General features: G+C 52.0%; 26 protein-coding genes. 17 read left to right on the forward strand and 9 right to left on the reverse strand.

Going from position 1 to position 26,469, the window contains the following annotated elements:
• The first annotated feature begins 110 nt into the window (after positions 1-110).
• The 9 genes from IPI86_RS00685 to IPI86_RS00725 all read left to right on the forward strand — a co-directional run bounded on the left by IPI86_RS00685 (position 111) and on the right by IPI86_RS00725 (position 10,371).
• Positions 111-803, forward strand: a complete 693-nt coding sequence (locus tag IPI86_RS00685) for an ankyrin repeat domain-containing protein (protein ID WP_345296048.1) — start codon at positions 111-113, stop codon at positions 801-803.
• Positions 804-873: 70 nt separating this feature from the next.
• The gene (locus tag IPI86_RS00690) at positions 874-2,190 is read left to right on the forward strand and encodes a polymer-forming cytoskeletal protein (protein ID WP_345296049.1); all 1,317 of its coding nucleotides are present in this window, start codon (positions 874-876) and stop codon (positions 2,188-2,190) included.
• Positions 2,191-2,275: 85 nt separating this feature from the next.
• Positions 2,276-4,201: a TIGR03960 family B12-binding radical SAM protein gene (locus tag IPI86_RS00695; RefSeq protein WP_345296050.1), complete on the forward strand. Its 1,926-nt coding sequence runs from the start codon at positions 2,276-2,278 to the stop codon at positions 4,199-4,201.
• A 14-nt stretch (positions 4,202-4,215) separates the two neighbouring features.
• Positions 4,216-4,740, forward strand: a complete 525-nt coding sequence (locus tag IPI86_RS00700; RefSeq protein WP_345296051.1) for a hypothetical protein — start codon at positions 4,216-4,218, stop codon at positions 4,738-4,740.
• Between the two features lie 2 nt (positions 4,741-4,742).
• On the forward strand, positions 4,743-5,363 hold the full coding sequence (locus IPI86_RS00705) for a TIGR03936 family radical SAM-associated protein (RefSeq protein WP_345296052.1): 621 nt from the start codon (positions 4,743-4,745) through the stop codon (positions 5,361-5,363).
• 11 nt (positions 5,364-5,374) lie between these two features.
• Positions 5,375-6,343 carry a PrsW family intramembrane metalloprotease gene (locus IPI86_RS00710; protein ID WP_345296053.1) on the forward strand — a complete coding sequence of 323 codons (969 nt, stop codon included), beginning with the start codon at positions 5,375-5,377 and terminating at the stop codon, positions 6,341-6,343.
• Positions 6,344-6,455: 112 nt separating this feature from the next.
• Entirely contained in the window at positions 6,456-7,976 is a 1,521-nt protein-coding gene (locus IPI86_RS00715; RefSeq protein WP_345296054.1) for a hypothetical protein, read from the forward strand.
• Positions 7,977-7,992: 16 nt separating this feature from the next.
• The gene (locus IPI86_RS00720; protein WP_345296055.1) at positions 7,993-10,041 is read left to right on the forward strand and encodes a S9 family peptidase; all 2,049 of its coding nucleotides are present in this window, start codon (positions 7,993-7,995) and stop codon (positions 10,039-10,041) included.
• A gap of 72 nt (positions 10,042-10,113) precedes the next feature.
• Entirely contained in the window at positions 10,114-10,371 is a 258-nt protein-coding gene (locus tag IPI86_RS00725; RefSeq protein WP_345296056.1) for a hypothetical protein, read from the forward strand.
• A 48-nt stretch (positions 10,372-10,419) separates the two neighbouring features.
• On the opposite strand, the gene IPI86_RS00730 is transcribed toward IPI86_RS00725, so the two are convergent.
• The 3 genes from IPI86_RS00730 to trxB all read right to left on the reverse strand — a co-directional run bounded on the left by IPI86_RS00730 (position 10,420) and on the right by trxB (position 13,885).
• Complete coding sequence (locus IPI86_RS00730; protein WP_345296057.1) at positions 10,420-11,739, reverse strand: citrate (Si)-synthase; 1,320 nt, start codon at positions 11,737-11,739, stop codon at positions 10,420-10,422.
• 46 nt (positions 11,740-11,785) lie between these two features.
• Positions 11,786-12,721 carry a malate dehydrogenase gene (mdh, locus tag IPI86_RS00735; protein ID WP_345296058.1) on the reverse strand — a complete coding sequence of 312 codons (936 nt, stop codon included), beginning with the start codon at positions 12,719-12,721 and terminating at the stop codon, positions 11,786-11,788.
• Positions 12,722-12,946: 225 nt separating this feature from the next.
• Positions 12,947-13,885, reverse strand: a complete 939-nt coding sequence (gene trxB, locus IPI86_RS00740) for a thioredoxin-disulfide reductase (protein ID WP_345296059.1) — start codon at positions 13,883-13,885, stop codon at positions 12,947-12,949.
• A 285-nt stretch (positions 13,886-14,170) separates the two neighbouring features.
• Here trxB and IPI86_RS00745 point away from each other — a divergent pair, with 285 nt between their 5' ends.
• The 4 genes from IPI86_RS00745 to IPI86_RS00760 all read left to right on the forward strand — a co-directional run bounded on the left by IPI86_RS00745 (position 14,171) and on the right by IPI86_RS00760 (position 17,467).
• Positions 14,171-14,650 (forward strand): hypothetical protein, encoded by a 480-nt coding sequence (locus tag IPI86_RS00745; RefSeq protein WP_345296060.1) that lies wholly within the window; start codon positions 14,171-14,173, stop codon positions 14,648-14,650.
• 180 nt (positions 14,651-14,830) lie between these two features.
• Entirely contained in the window at positions 14,831-15,637 is an 807-nt protein-coding gene (locus tag IPI86_RS00750) for a rhodanese-like domain-containing protein (protein WP_345296061.1), read from the forward strand.
• A 39-nt stretch (positions 15,638-15,676) separates the two neighbouring features.
• On the forward strand, positions 15,677-16,354 hold the full coding sequence (locus tag IPI86_RS00755) for a response regulator transcription factor (protein ID WP_345296062.1): 678 nt from the start codon (positions 15,677-15,679) through the stop codon (positions 16,352-16,354).
• Between the two features lie 21 nt (positions 16,355-16,375).
• Positions 16,376-17,467 carry a HAMP domain-containing sensor histidine kinase gene (locus tag IPI86_RS00760; RefSeq protein WP_345296063.1) on the forward strand — a complete coding sequence of 364 codons (1,092 nt, stop codon included), beginning with the start codon at positions 16,376-16,378 and terminating at the stop codon, positions 17,465-17,467.
• Positions 17,468-17,483: 16 nt separating this feature from the next.
• On the opposite strand, the gene IPI86_RS00765 is transcribed toward IPI86_RS00760, so the two are convergent.
• A complete protein-coding gene (locus IPI86_RS00765) occupies positions 17,484-18,833 on the reverse strand; it encodes an aminotransferase class III-fold pyridoxal phosphate-dependent enzyme (protein WP_345296064.1) in 1,350 nt (449 codons plus the stop codon).
• Between the two features lie 212 nt (positions 18,834-19,045).
• Between IPI86_RS00765 and IPI86_RS00770 the strand changes: the two genes are divergently transcribed.
• From IPI86_RS00770 to IPI86_RS00780, 3 genes are read left to right on the forward strand one after another with little or no spacing between them, the layout of a single operon-like run.
• Positions 19,046-20,458 carry an MFS transporter gene (locus IPI86_RS00770; RefSeq protein ID WP_345296065.1) on the forward strand — a complete coding sequence of 471 codons (1,413 nt, stop codon included), beginning with the start codon at positions 19,046-19,048 and terminating at the stop codon, positions 20,456-20,458.
• Positions 20,459-20,516: 58 nt separating this feature from the next.
• Positions 20,517-21,098: a TetR/AcrR family transcriptional regulator gene (locus IPI86_RS00775; RefSeq protein ID WP_345296066.1), complete on the forward strand. Its 582-nt coding sequence runs from the start codon at positions 20,517-20,519 to the stop codon at positions 21,096-21,098.
• Between the two features lie 6 nt (positions 21,099-21,104).
• Entirely contained in the window at positions 21,105-21,665 is a 561-nt protein-coding gene (locus IPI86_RS00780) for an adenylate kinase (RefSeq protein WP_345296067.1), read from the forward strand.
• Between the two features lie 26 nt (positions 21,666-21,691).
• Here the strand turns inward: IPI86_RS00780 and IPI86_RS00785 are convergent, their stop codons facing one another.
• From IPI86_RS00785 to IPI86_RS00805, 5 genes are read right to left on the reverse strand one after another with little or no spacing between them, the layout of a single operon-like run.
• Positions 21,692-22,180: a hypothetical protein gene (locus tag IPI86_RS00785; RefSeq protein WP_345296068.1), complete on the reverse strand. Its 489-nt coding sequence runs from the start codon at positions 22,178-22,180 to the stop codon at positions 21,692-21,694.
• Positions 22,177-23,457 (reverse strand): DUF58 domain-containing protein, encoded by a 1,281-nt coding sequence (locus tag IPI86_RS00790; protein ID WP_345296069.1) that lies wholly within the window; start codon positions 23,455-23,457, stop codon positions 22,177-22,179. Before IPI86_RS00790 ends, IPI86_RS00785 begins: the two co-directional genes overlap by 4 nt.
• Before the next feature lies 1 nt (position 23,458).
• Complete coding sequence (locus IPI86_RS00795) at positions 23,459-24,412, reverse strand: MoxR family ATPase (RefSeq protein ID WP_345296070.1); 954 nt, start codon at positions 24,410-24,412, stop codon at positions 23,459-23,461.
• The gene (locus IPI86_RS00800) at positions 24,387-24,995 is read right to left on the reverse strand and encodes a hypothetical protein (protein WP_345296071.1); all 609 of its coding nucleotides are present in this window, start codon (positions 24,993-24,995) and stop codon (positions 24,387-24,389) included. The genes IPI86_RS00795 and IPI86_RS00800 overlap by 26 nt, the downstream gene beginning before the upstream one ends.
• Positions 24,995-25,885, reverse strand: a complete 891-nt coding sequence (locus tag IPI86_RS00805) for a DUF4129 domain-containing protein (protein ID WP_345296072.1) — start codon at positions 25,883-25,885, stop codon at positions 24,995-24,997. Before IPI86_RS00805 ends, IPI86_RS00800 begins: the two co-directional genes overlap by 1 nt.
• Before the next feature lie 57 nt (positions 25,886-25,942).
• Between IPI86_RS00805 and IPI86_RS00810 the strand changes: the two genes are divergently transcribed.
• Positions 25,943-26,446 (forward strand): DUF309 domain-containing protein, encoded by a 504-nt coding sequence (locus IPI86_RS00810; protein ID WP_345296073.1) that lies wholly within the window; start codon positions 25,943-25,945, stop codon positions 26,444-26,446.
• Positions 26,447-26,469: the final 23 nt, after the last annotated feature.

Genomic DNA, 26,469 nt, shown 5'->3' on the forward strand with positions numbered 1-26,469 from the left:
AAAGGCTAACAGGATTGAAAGGACATCCGCAATCCATCAGATTTATAATCGGTCATTAAATTATCCACTACGCGGGTAAAAATTCAAAAGGAAAAGGGAATCGTCATCAAATGAACAAGGAATTTTTTGACGTTATCAAACGTGGCTACCTCGAAGTAGTACAACGCCTCCTTTCATCAAACCCGGATCTGATCTACGAAAAAGAAAATGGCCTTAGCCCGGTCATGGTTGCCCTTTACCACCGTGAACCCGCGATCGTGGATTTTCTGACAGAAAAAACAGGGAGCCTGAATATTTTTGAAGCCTCAGCTGTCGGCAGAACAACCCAGGTCGTACGCCATCTCGCTCGTGACCCAATGCTCGTCAACGCATATACCGAAGACGGATTTCAGCCGCTTGGACTGGCCTGTTTTTTCGGTCACCGCGAAACCGCAGAATATCTGATCAAAGCTGGCGCCTCCGTCAACTCCCCATCCAAAAACCCACTAAAGGCCACCCCTATCCAATCTGCAGCCGCAGCCGGACATCTTGACCTCGTTATCCTGCTTCTCAACCATCGCGCTGATCCAAATTCACGCGAGCAAGGTGGCTACACGCCCCTTCACGCTGCCGCAAAAAATGGAGATGTAGGCATGATCCGCTCTCTCCTTTTCAACGGCGCCGACCTGACGATCCGTAGCAAGGATGGGAAACTTCCCCTCGACATGGCCCTCGAAGCTGGTCATGCAGATGCGGCGAAACTGCTCAAAGAAGGGATCACCCGCCGTTTCAGGACGAAAATAACCCTCCAAAGAACCGAATAAACTGAATACAACTTCCCGATGATGAACGCGTATATCTACATCGGGAAGTTTTTATTCAAAGGAGATCCCAATGAAAACCATTCATAAATTTTTTTCCATTTTTTCCTTAATCGCCATCCTCGCTCTTGCGTTTGCCACACCTGCGCAGGCGTTTGATGGCCGCGCTGGCAACAATGTCGTCATCGAAAAAGATGAAATCATCGCAGACGATGTGTATGTCACCGCTGAAACATTCGTATTGGAGGGGACAGTTAAAGGCGACCTGGTTGTCTTTGGCACAACCATCACCATCAATGGCACCGTGGAAGGCGATTTGATCGCCGCTGGTCAAAGCATCGTCGTTAATGGTACGGTTACCGATGATGCTCGCATCGCAGGCGCTGCGCTCCAAATCGGCAGTTCCGCAGTCATTGGCGGCGACGTTGTCGGCGGAAGTGCAAGCTTCGAGACCAAGGAAGGCAGTTCCATCGCGGGGGAACTCGTTGTAGGCGCTGCTCAAGCTCTATTGGCGGGGAATGTCACCGGCGATTCTCTGCTCGGCCTCGGCGCACTGGATTTGCGCGGCGAGTTTGGCGGTGATGTCATCGCGAACGTTGGCGAGCCCACAGATGAGGCTGCTCCCCCATTTTCCATGTTCATGCCGCAGGTGCCTTTCTCCATGCCAACCGTCACCCCTGGCTTTACGATCGCTAAAACCGCTAAGATCAAAGGCAACCTCGAATACACCCAGTTCAACGACATCGAAATTCCAGCGAATGTAGTAGGCGGGAAGGTTATACGCACCGAGCCTGTGGTGGACCCGGCAGAAGTCGTCGTGCCTCCCACCCAATCTGAAATCTTCCTGGATTGGACCTTCAACCTCTTCCGCACCATCGTCACACTGATTATTATCGGTTTGGTGTTGGGCTGGCTCACTCCCGCATTCATCAAAGCGCTTACCGAAAAAGTCCAATCACAGGCAGGCGCGTCCCTCGGCTGGGGCATCGTGGCCTTCGCCGTGTTCTTCTTCGCCATTTTCATCATTGTTGTGGCGATGATCATTGGCGCTGCGCTCTTCGGCACACTGACATTGGGCAGCCTAAGCGGCACCATCGTCACAGTTGGTCTGCTCGCCATTTTCGCACTGATCGTCGGCTTCGTCCTGGCCACGGCCTTCCTTACCAAGATCGTCGTTTCATGGCTGGGCGGCAAATTGATCCTCTCCCGCATCAACCCTGCGCTGGCTGAAAGCAAGGTATGGCCGCTCGTGCTGGGAGTGATCATCATTGCACTGCTCACTGCACTTCCCGGTGTCGGCTGGTTGTTCAACCTGATCGTGGTACTCCTCGGCCTCGGCGCCCTGTGGATCTGGGGACGGGAAACCATGCAGGCACGCAAAACCGCATAATTTCTCACCTATCAAAAAAAGCGGGCGGACTTGCAAAGTCTGCCCGCTTCCTTTTAATCGGACGTTCTTTGTTATAATCGCGCCCATGATGAAACCAGAACAAATCGAAATCAAACTTGACCGAATCCTTTTAAAGGTACAGAAACCCGGTCGGTATGTGGGTGGTGAGCTCAACATCACCGTCAAAGATTGGGAAACAGCCCGCACAAAGGTCGCCCTTGTCTTTCCCGATATTTACGACATCGGCGTATCAAATGTTGGATTGAAGATCCTGTACGACCAGATCAATCAGCGGGAGGATGCGCTGGCCGAACGTGCCTATGCACCCTGGGTGGATATGGAAGCGCTGATGCGCGAGCACGGGATTCCACTCTACACCCTCGAATCAAAACAACCCCTGGCCTGCTTCGACTTAATCGGCTTTACTCTCCCCTACGAGACTCTCTACACAAATACCCTCAACATTCTCGACCTCGCAGGCATTCCCGTCCGCTCAAGCGAACGAGATGAAAGCCACCCCATCATCATCGCCGGTGGACATGCCGCCACCAACCCCGAGCCCATGCATGCCTTCATTGACGCATTTGTCATTGGCGAGGGCGAAGAAGTGATACATGATGTGGTCAATGCCATCCAGAAATTCAAATCCGCTCCGAATTACAAGAGAGATGAATTACTAGTTGCACTGGCTCAGATATCGGGTGTGTATGTGCCGAAATTCTACGAAACTACCTACCTTGAAGATGGGACCGTGGCGAACACCCTGCCTACCATCCCTGAAGCGCCCAAATTGGTAAACAAACGCATCGTAGCCAAACTACTTCCGCCGCCCGTCAAATTCATCGTGCCGAATGTTGAAGTGATCCACAATCGCGTTTCGGTGGAGATCATGCGGGGATGCACCCGCGGGTGTAGATTCTGTCAGGCGGGTATGATCACGCGTCCCGTTAGAGAAAGAAGCGTTCAAGAGGTGGTGGATGCCGCCGATGCAGCGGTCCGCTCTACGGGGTTTGAAGAACTCGCGTTAATGTCGCTCTCGTCATCTGACTACACCTACATCAACGAACTGGTGGATGCGATCAGCAAACGCTTTGAAGGACGCAAGCTGTCCGTCAACTTGCCGTCGCTGCGCATTGAATCTGTTTCTGTTGATCTTATGGACAAACTCAAACAGCATCGCACAGGTGGGTTTACACTCGCCCCCGAAGCCGCCAGCGAACGGATGCGCCGCATCATCAATAAGTTCATTCCCGACGAAGAGATCCTTAACACCACCCGCGATATTTACAGCCGCGGCTGGACGACGATCAAACTGTATTTCATGATCGGACATCCGAGCGAAACGCTGGAAGATGTACAAGCCATTGTAGACCTGTGCAGGCGCGTCATTGACGAAGGCCGAAAGGTGGCGGGCTGGAAAGTGAAACTGCATGCAGGTGTCAGCACCTTCGTGCCGAAACCGCAGACCCCGTTCCAATGGGTGGCCTGCGATACACGCGAGAATATTCTCGAAAAGCAGGCGTTGTTGAAACGCCAACTTTTGAAAGATAAAAGCATCAAATTGAGCTGGACCAAACCCGAAGACTCTTTGCTCGAAGCCTGGCTTTCGCGCGGTGACCGAAGAATGTCTGAAGTCATTTACACGGCGTGGAAGAACGGCGCAAAATTCGATGCCTGGGATGAAGCCAAGAAGCAGGAAGCCTGGCTGCCCGCCTTCGAAGAGCACGGACTCGACCCTGCGTTTTACACACACCGCCAGCGCCGCACGGATGAAGTCTTCCCGTGGGAACACATCACCGCCGCTGTGCGCAAGAACTTCCTGTTCCAGGATTTCCGTCAATCACTCGAAGGCCAGATCCGCGTGGACTGTCGTTTGAATTGTTTTGCCTGCGGCATTCTGCCGACATTCGCCAACCTGCGCCGCGAAAATCCAGGCGAAGGCTGGAAATGCCCGGACGTAAAATCTCCCGTTTCAAAGGTCAATATTGAATTGCCTGTCATGGGCGATTAATAAAATCGCCTATTATGAATAAGATTATCTTCCTTTCACGCCTTTTACAGGAAAGAGACAAGTTCGAACTGCTCCTGAACCGAGTCGGTTTTTCGCGCCGAATGACTACGAAGGGCGTATCTGGAAATCTATCGATCAAGGATCTGCTCGCGGATGTACTCGCCCGCGAGCAATTTATCGCAGACCGCCTGAACGAGATTCTGCACGGGGATGTGTATTCGCCCAGTGTTTCTCATCGCTCGCTCGAAAATTTCGAGAGCGATAACGGCTACCCAGACTACGAATCAACTCTCTTTGAAAAAGAAAACAGCCGCTACAGCGTGGCGTCCAAATACAGGAATATCGGAGTGGATGACATCGTGGAGCAGGAGATCGCCACGTATGGGAATATCCTCGCCGCGTTCGAAAAGCTCACCCATGACCAGTGCCTTGACCATGATCTCTATCACCGCACAGCCGAGCACACTTATAAATCCTACCGCCGAACCAGTATCGAGATCAATCACTGGCTTCAATCCATTGCCCCGGAATCATACTAAACATGCGAATACGCATCACATTTACCAAACAAGGCGCACTGCGCTACACGGGTCATCTTGACTTGCATAGATTATGGGAGCGCGCCATGCGCCGCGCGGAGTTGCCCATTGCTTACTCCCAGGGATTTCACCCGCAACCCAAAATGAGCCTAGCCGCTGCCCTGCCGCTGGGTTTTTCTTCGCTTTGCGAAATGCTGGATGTGCGTCTCAACGAAGAGATTCCCGTTGAAGAGATCAGACTACGGTTGAAGGACAACCTGCCAACCGATATTCAGGTAACGAATGTGGAAAGCGTTGACGAACGCGCACCCGCTTTGCAGACACAAGTCCTCTCAGCGGAGTACCATGTCCAATTGACAGAACCAGTTGACGGGTCCGATCTGAAGCGCAGGGTCGAGGAATTGATCCAATCTGAATCGCTGCCGCGTGAACGTCGCGGAAAATTCTATGATTTGCGTCCGCTCGTCGAAGTTCTGACCGTTGATACGGAAACATCCACCCTGCAAATGAAACTCACCGCGCGCGAAGGAGCAACAGGCCGCCCCGATGAAGTGTTGACCGCGCTGGGAATCGAGCCTGAGTATGCGCGCGTGGAGAGAACGCGCTTAATTTTTCAGGAATAAGGAGAAATCAAATGGCCCTGATCGTTTCGTTGTTCTTTGGTTTTGTTCCAATGTTTTTATTTGCAGCATTCGTGTACTGGCTGGACCGTTACGAAAAGGAGCCCAAACTCCTGCTCGGCGCGGCTTTTTTTTGGGGAGTGGTAATTGCGGCGGGCGGGTCGTATATTCTCAATACGGCTTTTGGCATTGGCATTTTCATGTTCACAGGCTCCGAAGGCGCCGCGGACTTTGGCACGACCTCCATTGTTGCGCCCATCATTGAGGAGTTTCTCAAAGGCCTCGCCGTGGCAATCGTGTTCTTCTTATTTCGCAAGGAATTCGACACCATTCTTGATGGCATTATCTACGGTGGCATCGTTGCGCTTGGGTTTGCCGCCACGGAAAACACGCTCTACATTTATCGCAATGGCTATCAGGAAGGCGGCTGGGGCGGTTTGATCCTGCTTGTTTTCATCCGCGTGGTCTTGGTGGGCTGGCAGCATCCGTTCTACACCTCGTTCACAGGGATCGGATTCGCCCTTTCACGCACGCAAAGAAACCCATTGATCAAATTCATCGCGCCGTTTCTTGGGTATGGTGTGGCCGTGACAACCCACGCCTTCCACAACACCTTTGGCGGTCTGATCGGCGGGCTCGAAGGCCTCGCCGCTGGCACCTTTGTAGATTGGATCGGCTGGATAATTATGTTCGGCTTCATTATCTGGATGATCAACCATGAACGCAGCATCGTAAGAAGGCAGCTTTACGAAGAGGTCTCTGCTGGCGTGATTTCAGCGGGGCATTATCAAAGAGCACTCTCCCCGTGGACCTCGACCACAGCAGGCTTAAGCGGCAGGACAACCTCACGCTTCTACCAAGCCTGCGGCGAACTAGCCCACAAAAAAGAACAATTCGCCAGACACGGCGATGAAAGCGGCAATGTAGCCATCATCAACTCACTGCGCGCGGAATTGGCGGCGCTGGCTCCGCAAGTTCGGTAAAATCCCTTGCCCAAACGCGGACTCAAGTCCGCGCTCCCTCTGTCTTTTCAAAGGCTGACGAAACATCGTCGGCCTTTTTCTTTCTCCCCCGTGCGATATAATCCCACAACTCATGGAAAAGCATTCCCCGCTCAAAACCATCCTCATCGTTTCAGCCATTTTCTACCTCATATTTATCATCGGCACCTCCTTCGATATCAAAGGCGAGCGCTATTTCACCCTCGTGGATGACGCCATGATCTCCATGCGCTACGCCCGCAATCTGGCGCAAGGTCACGGCCTGGTTTGGAATATCGGCGAACCGCCCGTGGAAGGTTTCACCAACCTCGGCTGGACCCTCTACCTCGCTTTTCTACACTTCTTCCCATTCCCCGCCTCGAAGATATCCCTCGCGGTCATGCTCACCTCGCTGGTGATTTTGCTTGCAAATATCCACACGATTTCCAAAATCGCCGAAGCGCTCCAACCCAATTCAAAATACGCGCCCACACTTGCAGCCATCGTCACCGTGTTTTATTTTCCGCTTGTCTTCTGGTCACTGCGCGGCATGGAAGTCGGCCTGCTGACCTGGCTCATCAGCCTCGCCATTCTTTTCTCGCTCACCGAAAAAAGACCCGTTTTCATCGGCATCCTATTTGCGGCGGCCATTCTTGTCCGCGTGGATGCGATCGTTTCCATTGCACCCATCGCGCTTTATTTGCTCCTCAAAAACAAACGCAACGCCATTATTCCCATCGCAATTGCCGCCATTGCCTTACTTACTGTTTTCTATTTTCAAAAGATATATTTCGGCGACTTTCTCCCCGCCACCTATTACCAAAAAATGACAGGCTTCACCGCCCTCGAACGCATCCGCCACGGCCTGCTGGTCTTCGTCGAATTCGCCACGCGCGATACACTTCCGCTCTTTTTATTTTCACTGGCAGGCATCTTCTTCTATAAATTTCAGCGCAGCCGCGAAGCGCTCTTACTGCTCGGCATCTTCCTCGCTCAATGTGCCTACTCCATTTATGTCGGCGGCGATTACGCCGAACCCGAAACGAACGCCGCGAACCGCTTCATCACCCAGGGGATGCCCGCCCTCATCGTCCTTTTCAGTTGGATGACGAACCGCATCCTCACCGACCTGAAAACTGCCCAGCCTCAATCGACATTCGCCGCCCCGAAGCTGAATCCTGCCATTCCGCTCGCGGTCATCGTCCTGCTCATCATCAGCGGCGAACCGTGGTTCACCCAAACCATTGACAACGCCCCCCTCCTCAAAGCCGATATCCGCCGCGTCAAACTGGGACTCTTCCTCGCCGAAACCACCTCCCCCGAAGCTGTGATCGCCGTCCACGCTGCAGGGCAGATTCCCTACTACTCCCAGCGCACCACCATTGACCTGCTCGGGCTCAACGACCCTGTGGTAGCCAAAGGCGAAGGCCACGGCGAATTCTACCCAGGCCACAACAAATGGGACTACAACTACAGCATCATCCATCTTCGTCCCGACCTCATTGCAGATAATTTCGCGCCCCTTGCCGACTTCATGATCAGAACCGTTCAATATGCAAAACTTGAAAACGGCATCTACGTCCGCCTCGACAGCAACTTGATCAATCTGAAAGAAATCTCCAAAGATTATCGTTAAGCAAAACAGGAGCATCATGCCACCAATCGCCCCAAAACGAGACCATGCACTCATCCAGCACGGCCTGACCCGCAACGACGAATACTATTGGATGCGCAACCGTGAAGACCCAAAAGTCAAAGAATATTTGCAGTCAGAAAATGACTACCTTGAAGAAACTCTCCAACACCTGAACCCGCTGCGCGAAAAACTCTTTCAGGAAATGAAAGGCCGCATCCGCGAAGTGGATAGCAGTGTCCCCGAAAAAAACGGCGGCTTTTTGTATTACACGCGCACCGAAGCGAACAAACAATATCCCATCTTCTGCCGAAAAAAAGACATCCCCAACGCCGCCGAGGAAGTCCTGCTCGATCAAAATATACTGGCGGAGGGTCACGAGTTTTGCAGTGTCAGCGCCTTCAACCTCAGCCCTGACCAAACCAAGCTGGCCTATTCCGTTGACCTTGAAGGCTCAGAGATGTATACGATCCACATCAAGGACCTGGTCAACAACATCGACCTGCCCGAACAGATGAGCGGGGTACATGGCAGCGTCTACTTTCAGATCGGCGTGGAATGGGCAAATGACAGCGAAACCCTGTTCTACCTGGGTCTTGATTCCTCCCATCGAGCCTGCCAGCTGTTTCGCCACAAATTGGGAACAGACCCCGCAAAAGATACACTGATCTATTTCGAGGAAGATGACACCTTCTCACTTTCCCTCTTGAAATCGCGCAGCGAAAAATACATCCTCACACATCACTACAACACGATGTCGCATGAAATGCGATTTCTCCCTGCTGACCAGCCAGAAGCGGAGTTGCAGATTTTTCAACCGCGTCTGGCAGGGCTTGAATATTATGCGGCACACCTCGGCGACTCGTTCTACATCGTCACGAACGAGAACTCACAAAACTTCAAATTAATGAAAACACCCGTTACCGCCACAGAAAAAGAGAACTGGCAGGAGATCATCGGAAACCGTGAAGATACCCTGCTCGAACACGTGGATGCCTTCGAAAATTACATTGTCCTCCATGAAAGAAAAGGCGGACTCAAGCAACTCAGAATCAGCAAACCAGACGGTCACAGCGAGGTGCGCCACGTTTCGTTCCCCGACCCCACCTACGAGGTCATCGTTGATGTCAACCCCGAATTCCACACGAATCTGTTACGCCTGCGCTATTCCTCACTGACCACCCCCTTCTCCACAGTAGATTTTCACATGGACAGCGGCGAATGGGAATTAAAAAAGGAATACCAGGTTCCAGGTGGATACGACAAATCACAATACGCCGTGGAATATATCCACGCCACCGCAGCGGACGGACGCAAAATTCCGATTTCCCTGGCCTACAAAAAGGGATTGAAAAAAGACGGTCAGAATCCAACTCTCCTGTATGGATACGGCGCCTATGGCGCATCCAGCGATGCGGCTTTCAATCTCAGCCTGTTCAGTCTGCTCGACCGTGGATTTGTCTTCGCAATTGCCCACGTACGTGGCGGTTCCGAAATGGGACGCTCCTGGTACGACGAAGGCAGGCTGTTCAACAAAAAGAATTCGTTCACTGATTTCATCGCCTGTGCCGAGCATTTGATCCAGGAAGGATTTACTTCCCCCGAAAAACTTGCCGGCACGGGCGGCTCTGCGGGTGGGCTTTTGGTCGGCGCAAGCATGGTCATGCGGCCAGACCTTTTCAAGGCGGTGGTTTGCAAGGTCCCATTCGTGGATGTGATCACCAGCATGAGCGACCCAAGCATCCCGTTGACCACGCTCGAATACGACCAATGGGGAAACCCTGATAACAAAGATGAGTATGACTACATGCTGTCCTACTCTCCATACGACAATCTTCGGGAAGTGGAATATCCGCACCTGCTGTTGTCGACGGGCTTCAATGATCCACGCGTGGCATATTGGGAGCCCGCCAAATTCCTCGCACGGCTGCGAGATAAAAAAAATGACGATAACCTCGCCCTGCTCCAAACAAACTTCAGCGCAGGACACGCAGGTGCCAGTGGAAGATATGACTTCCTCAAGGAAAATGTTCTTGATTTCGCGTTCCTGATTGATCGTCTCACCTGAAACCACTTTATGGTTGAAAATTTCATTTAAACGTTCTATAATCTTTTTATCTTATTGGTAAAGGAGAAACCCATGGAACGTTTTATTATCGAATCGCCCCATCCGATTGAAAAATGCGATCAGGCCATTCAGGATCTTCACGCGGCAGGATATTTACATCAATTCGAATGGGGATGCAAAGACAATGAGCATACTGGCTGGGCCATCGTGGAAGCGGAAAGTTTGGAGCACGCCAAACAGATCGTCCCGTGGTATTTACGGGCACAGGCCAGAATCGTGCGGCTGGTCAAATTCGAAGTTGCGGACTCGGAACATCAAATTTCTAAATAAATAAAAACTCCCGAACATTCTCATGTTCGGGAGTTGATCTTTTACAAGCTATGCTGCAGGTTGGGCAGCTTTTGCCACTACATCTTCCAGCATCTTGGTCGTCAACGATTTGGGACGTTCGATCGGCATGCCGAGGGCACGAGCCCAGACATAGTTGGCAGTGACGCCAAGCGCGCGGCCGACACCGAATAACACAGTGTAGAAATCAAATTCACGCACACCATAGTAATACTGCAAGGTGCCGCTGATCGCATCTACATTCGGAGCGGGATTCTTCGCCTTGCCCTGCTCCTTGAGAACGGCAGGCACTACATCAAAGACGAGATCGGCGAGGCGCAATAATTCATCATCGGGGAAGCGCTTCTTGGCAAATTCCATCTGCGCCATGTAGCGTGGATCGGGCACGCGCAAGACCGCATGGCCGTAACCAGGGATGACATGACCGCCGTTGAGCGTATCCCAGGCGAATTTATACAGGTCATCGCGGGAGGGCACGCCGCCGAATTTCTTGTGTACTTCCAGCAACCAGCCGAGACACTCTTGATTGGCCAGACCATGCAAAGGTCCAGCAAGACCGTTGAGCGAGGCGGAGAAGGAAAGGTACGGGTCGGAGAGAGCGGACCCGACGAGGTGCATCGTGTGGGCGGAGACATTCCCAGCTTCATGGTCGCTGTGCAAAATGAAATACAGACGGGCAAGTTCGGAATAACCCTTCTTGTCTGAGACCTTCATCATCTTGGAGAAATTCGCGCCGTAATCGAGTTTGGGGTTGTATTTTGGTTTGGAGGTCTCGCCGTAATATTTCATGCGATAAATATACGCGGCAATGACGGGGAGTTTCGCGGTCAGGTCGAGGCTGTCTTCGAGGGCGGCTTCCCAGTAGACATCCTTTTTCATGCTGTGATATTTTGCCGCGAAAGCCGATCCGTTCTGAAGCGCAAGGACCGCCTGCGAGAAGAGAGTCATCGGGTGAGTCTCTTTCGGCATGGTCTTGAGCATCTTGTACACATAGTCAGGGACGATGGCGCGCTTGGCCCATTCGGCTTCGACCTCGAGCGCCTGTTCCTTGGTCGGAACTTCGCCGATCATCAACAGATAATACAGGCCGCCCACCAAAGGCATTTTGCTGGCGCGCGCCTTGGGCAGGGCCTTCAGCAATTCAGGGATGGTCAATCCGCGGAAGATGATCCCATGCGCGGGGTCAACAAAAGAGACATCGGAAAGCAGGGACTTGATATCGCGCATCCCGCCCACGATCTGTCCGATGTTGACATGGTCGACGACCACTTCGGCATGTTCCTTGGCAAGAGACTTAATGCGCTCGCGCCATGCGGGCAGTTGAGCAGAGAGTTTTTCATGCAGAATCATTTGTTCCTCCAAAGGTAGGGTCACGGCGCTGCCATGACCCATCAAATTAGAATGTGACCAAACCCTTCAATGCTTCGTGCGTCTCCTTCACTGAAGCCGCAGATTTCTCGAACATGGCCTTTTCGTCGGCGTCGAATTTGTATTCAACGACTCTTTCCATGCCGCCTGCGCCAAGCACCACAGGCACGCCAAAGTACATGTCGTTCAAACCGTATTCACCCTGCATCATGGTGGCGCAGGGGACGATCAACTTCTTGTCTTTCAAAATAGCTTCGGCCATTTGTACGCAGGCCATCGAGGGAGCATAGTAAGCGGAACCTGTCTTGAGCAGATTCACGATCTCGCCGCCGCCCTTACGGGTGCGATTGACAATGGCTTCGAGTTTGTCGGCGGGCAGATATTCCTTCAAAGGAATACCAGCGATGTTGGAGTGACGTGTCAGGGGAACCATTTCATCGCCGTGGCCGCCCAGCACGTAGCAGTTGATATTCTCCACACTCACACCAGTTTCCATGGCAACGAAGGCGCGCATGCGGGCCGAATCCAAAATGCCAGCCTGTCCGATGACACGTTCACGCGGCAGTTTAGTCATCTTCATGGTCAAGTAGGCCATGGTGTCGAGCGGATTGGTCAGAACGATGAAGATGGCATTCGGGGAGTGCTTGAGGGTCTCCATGGCAGCCTTGCCGACGATATCAGCATTGGTCTTCAGGAGGTCATCGCGGCTCATGCCAGGCTTGCGGGCAATGCCAGCCGTGATGATGATGATGTCTGAATTCTTTGTATCGGCGTAATCGTTCGTTCCGATCACGTGCGTGTCCTTACCAATGATCGGCATGGCCTCCAGCATGTCGAGGCTCTTGCCCTGCGGCATTCCCTCCACCACGTCCAACAAAACGACATCGGCAAGTTCGCGTTCGGCGAGCCAATGCGCGGCGGTTGCGCCCGTATTGCCTGCGCCGATAATTGAGATTTTCTTCATGTGTTCCTCCAATGGGATTTGGTCGGCAGAAAACGCCGCTATTTTTCACTAATTCTATCCGAAAGTATCACAGGCCAAAAGTACAAAATGTCACATTTTTTACGCACAAAAAAGACCCGCTTACACGAGTCTTTTTTGGGGAAACATCTGAACAGTAGGATTCTGCCCCTTGAACAGGACCAGACTTCCCGTCAGATGAGATACGCGATTTTCATCGCCTCATCCTTAACCGTGAACTGTTTCCTTTTCCTCAAGGAATTTCGTCGCCTGAATAGCGGCGGCGGCACCCATGCCTGCAGAGGTGATCACCTGTCTGAAATGTGGGTCGGCGATCTCACCCGCTGCGTATACGCCCTCGACACTGGTTTCCATCTTGTCGTTGACGAGGACATAACCGAGGTCGCTCATTTCGAGCTGACCTTTGAACATTTGCGAGTTCGGCGTGTGACCAATGAAAATGAACAGGCCGTCGGTCTCAAAAGTGGATTCTTGGCCCGTCTTGACGTTCTTCAACTTCAGGGCGGTGAGCTTATCCGTGCCGACTACTTCGGTGACGACGGTATCCAAAATGAAGTTCATCTTGGGGTGTTCTTTGGCGCGGTTCTGCAAAATTGCGCCCGCGCGGAATTCCTCGCGGCGGTGAATGAGCGTGACCGATGAAGCGTAGCGGGTGATGAAGAGCGCCTCTTCAAAGGCGCTATCGCCGCCGCCAACGATGACGACTCTTTTATCTTTGAAGAACCAGCCATCACAGGTGGCGCAGTAGGAAACGCCGCGGCCGGTCAACTCCACTTCGCCTGGAATTTCCAAATGATTCGGGTTCGCGCCTGTGGTGACAATGAGGGTTTCGGCTTTGTAATCACCGTCATCGGTTTTTACTGTGAAGGGACGCTGAGAGAGATCCACCTCATGCGCCATGTTGAATTCAACCTTTGCACCGAAATTCTCAGCCTGTTTTTGGAACAACTCACCCAACTGCGCTCCCCCGACCCCCTCAGGAAAGCCAGGGTAGTTTTCGATGGTATGTGTCAGTGCGGCCTGGCCGCCCAACTGCATCCCCGTCAGAACGATCGGTTCCAGCTCTGCGCGTGCCGCATACAGCGCCGCAGACAGCCCCGCCGGACCCGAACCCAATACCAATACCTTTACGTGTTTCTCAGTCATTTTCTGTTTTCCTATCCTAAGGTGATTTTCACCTGAAATTTGTTATCAACCGTATACAAGACGACCCTTTCAGGCCTGCTATTACCGACCTGCATTTTATCAGATGCGCGCCCCAGCGAAAAGTTGCAGAACTATAAGCAATAAAGTGCGCTGCGCATCCAGTTAATATTTCTCCTACACAGCCTCCACAATCTCTCACCCACCCATCCATAATTCCTCCACAATGGATTGATACATTTGGGGCGTAAGAACAAACCAAATCAATTCATTTTATAAGAGGTAAAAATGAAAAAAGGTCCATTTATTCTGTTTCGTGTCCTTGGCATGTTGATCATGCTGGGACTCATCGTCGGCGCAGGTGCATTCGCTTATAAAGCTGGCATGGCGCAGGGAATTTCGCAGGCTCCGGCCGTGGCAACGGCCATTGCTCAAGCCGCTGAAAATGGTCAGGCTGCCCCGCCCATGGTGTACAGTCACGGCTTCGCTCCTTATGGCTACGGCCTGCACGGGCACGGCCACTTCGGCTTCTTCCCGTTCGGCGCGATATGCGGCTCCATCTTCTTCCTTTTCATCTTCTTCGGTTTCATGAAGATGATGTTCTTCGGCAGAATGCGCCGCGGCTGGGGTCATCATGGCCACCGCGGTCCATGGGGCAAGGATTGGGAAGGCGGTGCTCCGTCCATGTTCAATGAATGGCACAAGCGCGCCCACGGCGAAACCCCTACTGAAGGCGAAAAGCCCGCTGAAGACAAACAGAGCGAGTAAAGGTCAGTGGGCAGCAAAAAGTAGTCAGTATAGAAAGAGGAAAGAAGAAAGAACAGCCATCTTCTTTCCTCTTTCTATTTTTTCATCCATACTTCCACATTCTCTCACCAAGACCTACACATTATCTCCACAAAGCATTGATATATTCCGTGCATACACAAACCCAACGGAGGCACAACCATGAACCGAAACGAGATTCTGATCGAAGCCGATGAGTTATTGAAGAAATTCGGCGACCCAAACATCCGCATTTTCGATGCGACCATCACAGATGACGGCTACTTACAGGGGCATATCCCCGGGGCGGCGTTCTTCGAGCACGAGGATTTCTCCGCGCCCGAAAGCCAGAACCGTTACACCAATATCCTCCCCGCAGACAAACTCGCCGAGCAGATCGGCGCGTTGGGTATTTCCAATGAAACGGAAGTGATCGTCTATGCCTGCGGAATGCTGCCCTATGCGGTGAGAGCGTGGTGGCTCCTGCGTTACGCGGGACATGATAAAGTCCGCATCCTCAATGGTGGTCTCTCTGCGTGGAAGCAGGCAGGCGGACAGATCGAGGATGAAGCGCGTCAATATCCGCCCGCGATATTCCAGCCGCAACTCCGAGAGTGGATGTACGCCAACAAGGAAGAAGTCATCGAAGCGCTCAAATCTTCCGAGGTCGCAGTTGTCAACGTCATGCCGCGTGAAAGTTACGATGGTCGTCATATCAAAGGCTCGATCTCCCTCTCCAGCATGAATTTGATGCAGCAGCTGGACGCCTTTCTGCCCGATGACCAAATCGCCACACACCTGCAGGAAGTGACTCACAACAAGCGCATTATCACCTACTGCGGCGGAGGGATTGCAGCAGCGGTCAACGCCACGGCCCATCTGATGACAGGCTACGAAAACGTGGCAGTCTATCACGGTTCAATGTTTGAATGGCTCGCAGAAGACTTGCCCACCGTCGGCACAGGCAAATGGGAAATCTGGAAAAAATAACCCACAACCTGCAACTTGTAACTTTGATATACTCCCCCCATGCCAGAACTCATCCTCGTTGTAGATGATGAACCCAAGATCGTCCGCATTGCGCGGGATTATCTTGAAAAGAACGGCTACCGCGTCCTCACAGCAGGCGACGGTCAGTCCGCATTGGCAACGGCCCGTCGCGAAAAACCAGACCTCATCGTCCTCGACCTCATGCTCCCCAATATGGATGGGCGTGAGGTCTGCAAAATCTTACGCCGCGAAAGCGCTGTGCCCATCATCATGCTCACCGCCCTTGCCGAAGAAGTCGACCAGGTGACTGGCCTTGAGATCGGTGCGGACGATTACATCACCAAGCCGTTCTCGCCGCGTGCGCTCGTCGCCCGTGTGCGCGCCCTGCTTCGCCGCTCCAAAGGCGAGGTCAAACCGCCAGCCATGATTCGCATTGGCGGCCTTGAAATCGACGCAGAGAAATATTCCGTCACCTTTAATGGCGCACCCGTAAAACTTACACCAAACGAATTCAAACTGCTTTTCATCCTTGCGAGTCGGCCAGGTCAGACACTCACCCGTGAGCAATTGCTCGAAGACCTGCACGGGGCCGCCTCCAGCATCGATCGCAGCGTGGATTCACACATCAAAAATCTCCGCAAAAAACTTGAAGCCGAATCAAACAGCCCATCCATTGAAACAGTCTACGGCGTTGGCTATCGCTTTATTGAAAGTTAAATCAGCCTTCGACCCATTATCATGTCTGATCATCACGAAGCCCATCCAAATCCACCGCATCGCTTTCAACGCCGCTGGAGCAGCAGCCGTCGTCGCTTTTTTCCATTTGCGATTTTCTTTTTCTTCTTCATACTGCTTTTTATAGGCGGTACTGCCGCAATTCTTTATTTGATCTTTTCAGAATATTCAGGGGTCAGGAATATTTGGCTGCTCTTGTGCGGCGCTCCGTTTGTGGTGATCTTCCTTTTGATTGTCACCATTTTCAGTTTATATACCCGCTTTGGCAAACCCCTTGGCGAGATATTCAACGCCATCGACGCCGTTGCTGAAGGCAATCTCTCTGTGCGCGTGCCTGAAGATAATTCACCACAGTTTCAAGAGTTGATCAAACGTTTCAATAAAATGGTCAGCGAATTGGAACGCGCCGACCAGCAGCGCCGCAATCTGACCTCAGACATTGCCCACGAACTCCGCACGCCGTTACACATCATTCAGGGAAATCTCGAAGGCATTGTTGACGGCGTGTATGAACCCACAACCGAACACATCAACAACACGCTGGATGAAACCAAACTGCTCGCCCGCCTTGTGAACGACTTGCAGACCCTCTCACTTGCCGAAGCGGGACAACTTCCGCTTCACCCCACCCGCTTCCTGCTCGCTGACCTGATGCATGATCTCACCGCAAGCTTTTCCGCCCAAGCCACCTCCCTCGGCATTGACCTGACCGCAGGTGTCACCAGTCCAAACCAGGAAATCACCGCTGACTATGACAGACTCAACCAGGTGCTGTCCAATCTCATTTCCAACGCCCTCCGTCACACACCCAAAGGGGGGACAATTTCTCTCAAAACAGAATCAGGCGTCGGTGAAGCGAGAAGCGTGCGGATCACGGTCAAAGATTCGGGCGAGGGAATTGCATCCGAAGATATTCCCTTCATCTTTGACCGATTCTGGCGCGGCGACAAATCGCGCACGGGCCGAGTTCACAGCGGGCTGGGGCTGGCCATTGCAAAACAAATCGTCCTCGCACACGGCGGGACGATTGAAGCCGAAAGCGATATCGGCAAAGGAACAACATTTACGATCGAATTACCAACAGGTCACGCTTGAGGCGTGACCTGTTTTTTTATTTCACAGCTTTATCTGTAATTTCCAGAGCCTTGTCTAAAATATCCATGCCTTCTTTCAATTCTTCCTCGGTAATAATGAGCGGCGGAATAATCAATACGGTATGCCAGTGTGTGTACAAGAACAACCCATGATCGGCGCAATATTTTCTCAACGCGACCATCTCAGGGGATGACCCATTCCACGGAGCCATCGGCTCTTTGGTGCTGCGGTCTTTCACCAACTCAAGAATTCCAAACAAACCGATATTGCGAACCTCACCCACAGATGGATGCGCCTCGCCGAGATCGGTAAGCATCCGACGCAGGGATGCGCCCATTGCCGCAGCATGCTCGACGATTCTGTCCTGTTTCATCACTTCGATGTTGGCAACCGCCGCCGCCAGCGAAATGGGATGCGAGGTGTAGGTCAGTCCGCTTTCGAAGGCATGTTCGTTGAAGGCCGCCGCAATCTCGGGTTTCATCGCCACTGCACCAAGCGGCGCATAAGCGGACGTGAGCCCCTTTGCCATTGTCATGATGTCGGGAACGACATCCCAGTGCTCGATGGCAAACATTTTGCCTGTGCGGCCAAATCCGCTCATGACTTCGTCGCAGATCATCACGATGCCGTACTTATCGCACAAGGCACGGACACCCTGCATGTACCCATTCGGCGGAATGATGATTCCATTCGTACCTGTCACCGATTCCATCAAAATAGCGGCGATGGATTCTGGACCTTCGTAGAGGATGATCTCTTCGAGATGGTTGAGATAATCGCGGGTAAATTCTTCTTCCGAAATGTTCGGATTGGTGCGATGGAAAGTGGAACGATAGCGATACGGATCAAGGAAATGCACCACGCCCGTCATCAGATTCGGCTCCCAAGCCACGCGGCGCGGGTCGCCTGTCGCGGCCATCGCACCCGCAGATGCGCCATGATACGAACGATAGCGGGTGAGAATTTTGTGGCGCTTTGTATATCCGCGCGCGAGTTTGATCGCGTTCTCATTTGCATCCGCGCCGCCGAGGGTGAAAAGCACCTTGCTCAACGCGCCATTGGGAGTGATCTCCGCCACGGCCTTGCTCGCTAATGCGCGGACCTTCGTGGTCATACCGGGTGCGGCATAGGGCAATTCCGCAGCCTGCTCCTGCATGGCCTTGATGACGCGCTCGTTGCCATGGCCGATGTTCACGCACATGGTCATGGAGTTAAAGTCGAGATACTTTTTATCATCCACATCCCAGAAATACACACCTTTGGCTTTTTTGATGGCAATGGGATTTACTTTGGCTTGCGCAGACCACGTCCAGAAGACATGCTCTTTCGAGAGAGGGAGAATTTCATTATCGGGGAGATCAAACATGGAAACCTCATTTGGATTTTCGATTTTCTATTGCAAACGAATCGTAACACAAAACCCCATGCCATTACCAAAAACACCAGGGCGGAAAATATTTCAGTAGCTTCATACACAATTCTTACGGATCATAACTTGACAGGCGTGCAGCGGCTTGATATTATAAACTTACCGAGCGGTCAGTAAGCAAAAATTCCGCGAATATTTCAGGAGATAAAATGAACGATAAAACCCGCAACAAAATACTGCTTGTACTCTTCCTGGGCGTTTTGATGGGCGCACTTGATATTGCAATCGTGGCGCCTGCCCTGCCTTCCATTCAAAATTTTTTCGGCATTGGAGACCGTGCACTTACATGGACGTTCACGATTTATGTTTTATTCAATTTGATCGGCACGCCATTGATGGCGAAACTCTCTGATACCTTTGGCCGCCGATCCATTTATATTCTAGATGTAATACTCTTCGCCATTGGATCGCTGATCGTCTCCCTCTCACCCTCAAACCTGTTTGCTGTGCTACTGGCTGGGCGCGCCCTTCAAGGATTCGGCGCGGGCGGGATTTTCCCGGTAGCCAGTGCGGTAATCGGCGATACATTCCCGCCCGAGAAACGCGGCGGCGCTTTGGGGCTGATCGGCGCGGTCTTTGGTCTGGCTTTCCTGGTTGGCCCCATCCTGGGCGGCATTATCCTGACGATTACTAGCTGGCAATGGCTATTTCTCATCAATCTGCCCATCGCTTTGATCGTCATCGTCATGGGCTGGCAATTACTCCCAACCACTCATTCAACATCCAATCGCCCATTCGATCTGAGTGGAATGCTGGTATTGGGCGCAATGCTGGCATCCACCACCTATGGACTCAATCAAATTGACACACAAAATTTCTTCGGAAGCCTGGCTTCGCTAAATGTATGGCCGTTCCTGTTGATCGGAATCATCCTGCTGTTTGTATTTCCTAAAATCGAAAAGAAGGCGGATGATCCCATCTTGAATCTTGATCTCTTCAAAAGTCGTCAGACCGTGCTTGCCAGTATGCTATCAGCTGGTGCAGGGCTGGGAGAATCGGGCATGGTTTTCATCCCGGCGCTTGCAGTAGCCTCCATGCCGATGATCATCAATGCACATAACGCCAGTTACCTGATGATGCCAGTCGTGCTTGCAATGGCAGTCGGCTCTCCACTGGTAGGCCGCCTGCTGGATAAATTTGGTTCCAAGGTGATGGTATTCTCCGGAACCTTGTTGCTTGCAATTGGCATGGGAATGTTAAGCAGCAATCTGACGAGCATGTTATGGGGCTTCATTACGTCAGCGGCCGTAGTCGGGCTGGGACTTTCCACTCTGTTGGGTGCGCCGATGCGCTACATCATGCTCAATGAAGCTTCGGCAGCCGAGCGCACATCCGCGCAGGGACTGATCGCACTGTTTACAAGTGTCGGCCAATTGACCAGCAGTGCGCTGGTCGGTGCAGTGGCGGCATCCATGGGCGGCGGTGTAAAAGGATATGGCGCCGCTTATATGGTTATCGGTGTTATTGCCGGGTTTATGGTTTTGCTCACGTTGGGGTTGAAAAACCGTCAACAAGAACAAAGCATGCTCAAAAGTAATCAGGCTATTACCGCCGCCGAATAGGTTAACTAACCTCTACGGCCTTTTTGAAAGATAAGGTTGTAGAGGTTACAATCAGCCCATGACAATTTCTGAAACCGGTGTGCGCGAAGAAATTCTGGCAGTTGCCATGCGAATGTTTATTCAACAGGGCTATCATGGGCTGGCGATGCGCCAAATCTCAGAGGCGGTTGGGGTTTCGAAGGCTGCGCTCTATTATTACTTCAAGGATAAAGAGGAGCTTTTCCTTGCCATCCTGAATAGCTACCTGAATGACATGGAGTCATCCATTGATGCCATTCGCGCAAAATCGGGATCGAGTGCAGATCAGATCACTCAATTTGTTGAGTCTGTGTTGAGGCAACCTGCCGAGCAACGCGCCCTCACACGCCTCGCCAGCCAGGAAATGGGACAACTAAGTGCAGCCTCACGTAAAAAATTCGACAAACTCTATCACGAAAAATTCATCGGAAAATTGACCGCTATTTTGCAGGAAGGCATGGATCGCGGGGAGTTTCAATCCCTCAACGCTGAAATTGCAACCTGGTCTTTATTGGGAATCATGTATCCTTATTTTTATCCCGCCCACAGTGGAGAAAAACCAATTCCTGCTGGAACAATTCAGGAAATTGTCAGCATTTATCTAAACGGTGTGAAAAAATAATCAGGCATGGAACGATCAACGACCAATTTCCCCCACAGCCGACTAGTGATAATCGGCACCACGTCGTCGGGCAAATCCACGCTGGCAAAGGCTCTTGCAGAGAAAATCAGCGCAGAGACTATTGACCTTGATTATCTGCACTGGGAACCCAACTGGGCGGAAGCGCCCGATGAAGTCTTCCGTGAGCGTGTTGAAAATGCGATTAGCGCCAGGGCATGGGTGGTGGCAGGGAATTATCACGTCGTGCGCGATATTGTCTGGGCGAAGGCGCAAGCCATCATCTGGCTGGATTATCCCTTTCATATCGTTTTCTGGCGATTGCTTACCCGCACGATTCGCCGTGTAGTGATGAAAGAAAAATTGTTTTCAGATAACGTGGAAGATTTCTGGACGCAGGCGAAAATCTGGTCGCAAGATTCGCTTTTCAATTGGCTGTTCAAAACCTACTGGCGCAGGAAACGCGAATACCCCGTTTTGTTCGTACAACCCCAAAATGCCCATCTAACGATCATCCATTTCAAACATCCGCGGGAAGCCGAGCGCTGGCTGGCTTCCATTTCAAAGTAGACGCTTCGACTTCGCTCAGGGCGAGGTTATTTTCTCAACCAATTGACCAATTGTCCCAGCCCGATCAATATCACGACCACCAGCAATGCACCCCACTCGATCGTAAATTTCACCCGCAGAATCATCGTGATCGAAGCAATCACCATACCGCCCAGCGCCAGCAAACTGATACGCGCCAAATGGCGGCGCTCCATTCCGCGCGCATTATCATCGGCGGCCACAAAGCGCATGCGCTCGCGGAAATCGGTCAGGTCCCAGGCGACGAGCGCGAAAATCGCACCAGAGAACATCCAACCCGGTGTGAGTCCAAACCACAGACCTGCAGCCGATAGAAAAACCGCAAGAGCCAGCCCAACCGAAGAAACCCACTTCCAACCTATTCGCTGCGCCACCAGCCACGCCACACCAAACGCCAGGATCCAACGCCCGAAATCGTTCAAGCCCGCTTCGAAAAACACCCAGGCCAGCGACCCAGCACTTAATATGATACTCGCTACAAGAACAAACCCCGTCACGACGACCTCCTGAAAACGGAACGATGAGGCCGCGTCAAAAACGGACCAATGGCCTGATCCAGCGGAATGGACACATCCCACCCGACGACTTGAATCCCCGCCCGTTCCAGGCGGCGCAACAGCAAATTACGCTCCATACGAATGATGCGCTCGGCCAACTCCACTTTAGGCAAATCAGATAAAAGACCGCGCTCAAACCTCGCAGGGTCTGGACTGATAACCATCACTTGATATCCGCGGCCTCGCAATTGGATCAAAACATCGAGGTCATCGTTCACCAGGGAACTAACCAGCACGATCTGCGATTCGGGCGGAAACATATGTGGAGATAAATGTTGTAAACCTGAAAAGACGGAACTCACACCCACTTCTGCCCCAGCCAACGCGCGCATGATCCGCTCGCGTTGAATCTTTCCATATCCGGGCATGGTCCAGCCGAGATACGACCCATAGACCAGCAAGCCAACGCGGTTGCCCTGCGCAAGAAATGCATCCGCAAGGCCAGCAGCAGCGGCAACCGAATATTCAAACAACGATTGATCCAAATGGAAGACGTTGGCACTGGCGCGCGCGTCCAATACAACGCCCACGTCGGCCACACGTTCCTGTTGATATTCATTCGAGAACAAACTACCGGGATGCCGCGCGCTGGCACGCCAATTGATCGTACGCGGCGAATCGCCCGATTGATATTCGCGCACGCCAAAAAATTCCGTCCCAGTGCCGCCGATGCGTCCGGGAATCGTCCCTGCATATACACGGGTCCGCAATGGATGAATGGCAACTGTTTTTAATTTTTTCACACCGGGAAAAATGATCAATTGCTGGCTGGCATGGATGGTTTGCTCGCGGCGGATCAACCCAAGCGGCTCGGTAGCCGTGACGTGGATCTGGTCAAAATTATAAAAGCCGCGTGAACCTGCGACAGTATATTTAAGGGTGCAGGAACTGTTCTTCGCGAGCCTCAGCAGGTGTCGGGGCGACCCGCTGCGCAACGTCAGGCGCGGAGAGATCTTGTCATCCAACAAAAGCTCCTCGATATCCGCTCCGTTGTTGACGACCGTTAAAGTCACAACGACTTCTGCATCGGATGAAGCGCGGTCGGAGGAAAGCGTTCGCCGTATTTGAATATTCAGATCTTCGGGCGCATTCCAAAACCCATATAAGAGAAAAAGCATGAAGGGAATCGCAAGCGCAATAAAACTGCCTTGCAAGGCGATCAAGCCCACAAGCAGCAATCCGTAAACAAGCGCAGAAAGCAGAACGTAGCGATACAAGTTATTTAATGACGGGCACGGGGGTATGGCTCAACACATCACGAATGACATCGCCGTTGACCTGCTGCGACATCCAATATTCGGGTTGAAGCAACAAGCGATGACTCAACACAGGCACTGCAAAGCGTTTGATATCATCGGGCAAAATGAAATCACGGCCAGCCAGCACTGCGCTGGCGCGTGCCATCTTGAGAAAAGCCAGTGATCCGCGCGGGCTTGCGCCAACCGCAACGCGACGGTCGGTACGCGTGGCATGCACCAGCGCAGAGATATATCCTTCGAGATCGGAATCCACATGCACCGATTCGAGCGCGGCACGCATTTCGAGAAGCTGCTTCGGCTTGATGACCTGCTTGAGCGTAAGTTCGTCCTGTTTGCGTTCGCGGCGGCGTTTGAGAATTTCCCTTTCCTCCGCGAGATCAGGGTACCCCACCGTAAGCTTCAACATAAAACGATCCAACTGCGCTTCGGGCAGCGGGAAAGTACCTTCGTATTCAATTGGGTTTTGCGTGGCCAGCACAATGAACGGGTCGGGCAATTTCATACTCTCGCCTTCCATCGTCACCTGACCTTCCTGCATGGCTTCCAATAAAGCGGATTGTGTCTTGGGCGAGGCGCGATTAATTTCATCGGCAAGCAGGATGTTGGTAAAGACGGGTCCCTGACGCAACTCGAATTTGTTCTTGGTCCGATTGAAAATATAGCCACCGGTAATATCGCCGGGCAAAAGATCGGGCGTAAATTGAATACGTTTGAAATCCAAACCAAGCGCAGACGCAAAACTGCGCGCGATCAGGGTTTTGCCAAGGCCGGGATAATCTTCGAGCAAAACATGGCCGCCCGCCAAAACGGAAGCCATGATCATTTCAAGCAGACCGCGCTTGCCGACAATGGCCCGCTCCACTTCAGAAATTATTTGTTTACTAAGTTCAGATGCTTTTACGATTTCTGTCACGATTCATCTCCATCTCGTTCTCAAGATAGTCAATTGCTTTTTGCGGGTCGAGATCCAGCGGCGTTGGGTTGGAATCACCCCACCAGTATGAATTCGGGTAATCAGCGAATGAGCCGTTCAGCCCGGTTTCCAGGTAGGCATCCACTTCAACGGGCGGCTCCCAATCCCTGCCGCGCAGTCTTGAATATCCCTTATATACGCGGCCTTCGCGCTGGTCGAGCATTTCGCGTGCCAGTCTGCCCAGGCGATTCGCGATCATCCACTTGTAATACACACCGCGTGTCGGTTTGTTAAGTAATATGGAAAGGCTTTCCACCGGCCCAACCGAAGTGTTCGGAATTTTCTTTTCAACTATAGGGAAGAAATTAATGATGGGAACCAATTTCAGGGATGAAATGAAAACCAATACAACCAGCAAGACCCACAAGATCAATTGCGGCACGGCATGATAATACAAACCAAACAACCACCAAAGATAGGCCAGCGGAACAAAAACGGTCTGATAGATCACGTCCTGCAGCATAAACGAAACGACAATTGCCGCAACGATCAACAGGACAAGCAGCCAGCGGCGATGTTTCACTACGCAGCCTCTCCGCAATAGCGCAGGATGGATTTCAGGCAATCGGAGGCTTCATCGATCTCACGCGGACCTGAGACATGCCCACCATAGCGAACGGATTCAAACAAACCAGTCAAACGGGAGATGGGTTCACGCGGAATGCCTGCACCTTCAAGATATGAAGCAAACTCAGCCGGGGTCATGGCGTATTGGCGGTGCAAGCCGCGCTTCATCCCCACCACATTACTCATGCGTACGTAACATTGAATAATAGTGTCGTTCGAATTTGAACCTGATGCGAGATCGTTCAGGGAAGCGCGTGCAATAGCCGCAATCTCCGCAAGCGGTTTTCTTTTTGAGATCAGTTCCTTTTGCCTTGCCCACCAGCGGCTGATAAGCCAAAACAAAAAAGCCATCAACGCGACAAATGCCATGGTCAACAAAAAGGATGTGGCAGAGGATACCTGCGGCGGCTCGAAGACGGGCGGAGGAATATCCTCCACCTGCCCGGAAGATTGCCCCATCTGACCAAATTGCAAAAGCCCGGCGAGGATATCCGGCTTGACCTTCAACAGGTAATAAACCATAATCACAGATGCAAGCAGCCGCAAGAGCATCAAAAAAAGTTTTTTACGTAATTCAGGGGAAAGAAACAAGGCAAGCAGTGAAAGAAAGAGAAAGATCGTCCCGAAAAAGACGAGTTGTTTCCACAGAGGAATCTGCCCCGAATCAACCAGTGCTTCCTTGAGACCGGAGAGGTCGATGCTAATGCGTTCACTCTCCGAACTGCCAATCGGCTGGGCAGGCAAAAAGTCAGCATTTCGCAACGCGCCAGCCAGCAGAACCAGTGAGATCAGCGCAAAAAATGCCAGGGCCATTCCCCAGCGTCTGTCTTCAAATCGCTTTTGCATTGTGGTTTAATTCTACCATCCGAAAGTCACACCCACGACCATACTTCAGAACTGTTTATGGAAAATTCCTGTTCAGCCCCGCTTCATCCTCAGGCCATCGATGGCCTGAGATTATTCAATCAAAGAAAGTACTTCGAAGCTCACGAAGCTTTGGAGGATGCCTGGCGTGACGAAACAGGACCCATCCGCGAGTTGTATCGCGGCATTCTTCAGGTTGCTGTGGCGTACCTGCATATCACCCGTGGAAATTACGACGGAGCGGTCAAGGTCCACGGGCGGAGTTTGAAATGGCTACAAGATTGGCCCGATGTTTGCCGGGGAATCGAAGTTGGAAAATTCAAAAGAGACGTTGAGGGTGTAATGAATATCGTTTTCACGCTGGGCAGGGATAAGATACAAGAGTTCAACCCGTCACTTTTTCACAAGATCGAGTGGAATGAGAAGAGAATTTGGATCTGTGACCGCTGTGGAACCGAGATGCATGAAAAGAACTGCAAGGTCAGCTGTCCCAACTGCGGAAATCGATTTGATTGCTCAGACCTGAATATTTATTTTGATTGACCTTCCCCATCTATCTACAAAAC

Origin of the sequence: Candidatus Villigracilis affinis, from assembly GCF_016705895.1 — a bacterium.
GTDB lineage: Bacteria > Chloroflexota > Anaerolineae > Anaerolineales > Villigracilaceae > Villigracilis > Villigracilis affinis.

What these genes read in the sequence shown, in the direction of transcription:
- IPI86_RS00685 (WP_345296048.1), top strand. Translation starts at nt 111, where the DNA reads ATGAACAAGGAATTTTTTGACGTTATCAAACGTGGCTACCTCGAAGTA.
- IPI86_RS00690 (WP_345296049.1), top strand. Translation starts at nt 874, where the DNA reads ATGAAAACCATTCATAAATTTTTTTCCATTTTTTCCTTAATCGCCATC.
- IPI86_RS00695 (WP_345296050.1), top strand. Translation starts at nt 2,276, where the DNA reads ATGATGAAACCAGAACAAATCGAAATCAAACTTGACCGAATCCTTTTA.
- IPI86_RS00700 (WP_345296051.1), top strand. Translation starts at nt 4,216, where the DNA reads ATGAATAAGATTATCTTCCTTTCACGCCTTTTACAGGAAAGAGACAAG.
- IPI86_RS00705 (WP_345296052.1), top strand. Translation starts at nt 4,743, where the DNA reads ATGCGAATACGCATCACATTTACCAAACAAGGCGCACTGCGCTACACG.
- IPI86_RS00710 (WP_345296053.1), top strand. Translation starts at nt 5,375, where the DNA reads ATGGCCCTGATCGTTTCGTTGTTCTTTGGTTTTGTTCCAATGTTTTTA.
- IPI86_RS00715 (WP_345296054.1), top strand. Translation starts at nt 6,456, where the DNA reads ATGGAAAAGCATTCCCCGCTCAAAACCATCCTCATCGTTTCAGCCATT.
- IPI86_RS00720 (WP_345296055.1), top strand. Translation starts at nt 7,993, where the DNA reads ATGCCACCAATCGCCCCAAAACGAGACCATGCACTCATCCAGCACGGC.
- IPI86_RS00725 (WP_345296056.1), top strand. Translation starts at nt 10,114, where the DNA reads ATGGAACGTTTTATTATCGAATCGCCCCATCCGATTGAAAAATGCGAT.
- IPI86_RS00730 (WP_345296057.1), bottom strand. Translation starts at nt 11,739, where the DNA reads ATGATTCTGCATGAAAAACTCTCTGCTCAACTGCCCGCATGGCGCGAG.
- mdh (WP_345296058.1), bottom strand. Translation starts at nt 12,721, where the DNA reads ATGAAGAAAATCTCAATTATCGGCGCAGGCAATACGGGCGCAACCGCC.
- trxB (WP_345296059.1), bottom strand. Translation starts at nt 13,885, where the DNA reads ATGACTGAGAAACACGTAAAGGTATTGGTATTGGGTTCGGGTCCGGCG.
- IPI86_RS00745 (WP_345296060.1), top strand. Translation starts at nt 14,171, where the DNA reads ATGAAAAAAGGTCCATTTATTCTGTTTCGTGTCCTTGGCATGTTGATC.
- IPI86_RS00750 (WP_345296061.1), top strand. Translation starts at nt 14,831, where the DNA reads ATGAACCGAAACGAGATTCTGATCGAAGCCGATGAGTTATTGAAGAAA.
- IPI86_RS00755 (WP_345296062.1), top strand. Translation starts at nt 15,677, where the DNA reads ATGCCAGAACTCATCCTCGTTGTAGATGATGAACCCAAGATCGTCCGC.
- IPI86_RS00760 (WP_345296063.1), top strand. Translation starts at nt 16,376, where the DNA reads ATGTCTGATCATCACGAAGCCCATCCAAATCCACCGCATCGCTTTCAA.
- IPI86_RS00765 (WP_345296064.1), bottom strand. Translation starts at nt 18,833, where the DNA reads ATGTTTGATCTCCCCGATAATGAAATTCTCCCTCTCTCGAAAGAGCAT.
- IPI86_RS00770 (WP_345296065.1), top strand. Translation starts at nt 19,046, where the DNA reads ATGAACGATAAAACCCGCAACAAAATACTGCTTGTACTCTTCCTGGGC.
- IPI86_RS00775 (WP_345296066.1), top strand. Translation starts at nt 20,517, where the DNA reads ATGACAATTTCTGAAACCGGTGTGCGCGAAGAAATTCTGGCAGTTGCC.
- IPI86_RS00780 (WP_345296067.1), top strand. Translation starts at nt 21,105, where the DNA reads ATGGAACGATCAACGACCAATTTCCCCCACAGCCGACTAGTGATAATC.
- IPI86_RS00805 (WP_345296072.1), bottom strand. Translation starts at nt 25,885, where the DNA reads ATGCAAAAGCGATTTGAAGACAGACGCTGGGGAATGGCCCTGGCATTT.
- IPI86_RS00810 (WP_345296073.1), top strand. Translation starts at nt 25,943, where the DNA reads ATGGAAAATTCCTGTTCAGCCCCGCTTCATCCTCAGGCCATCGATGGC.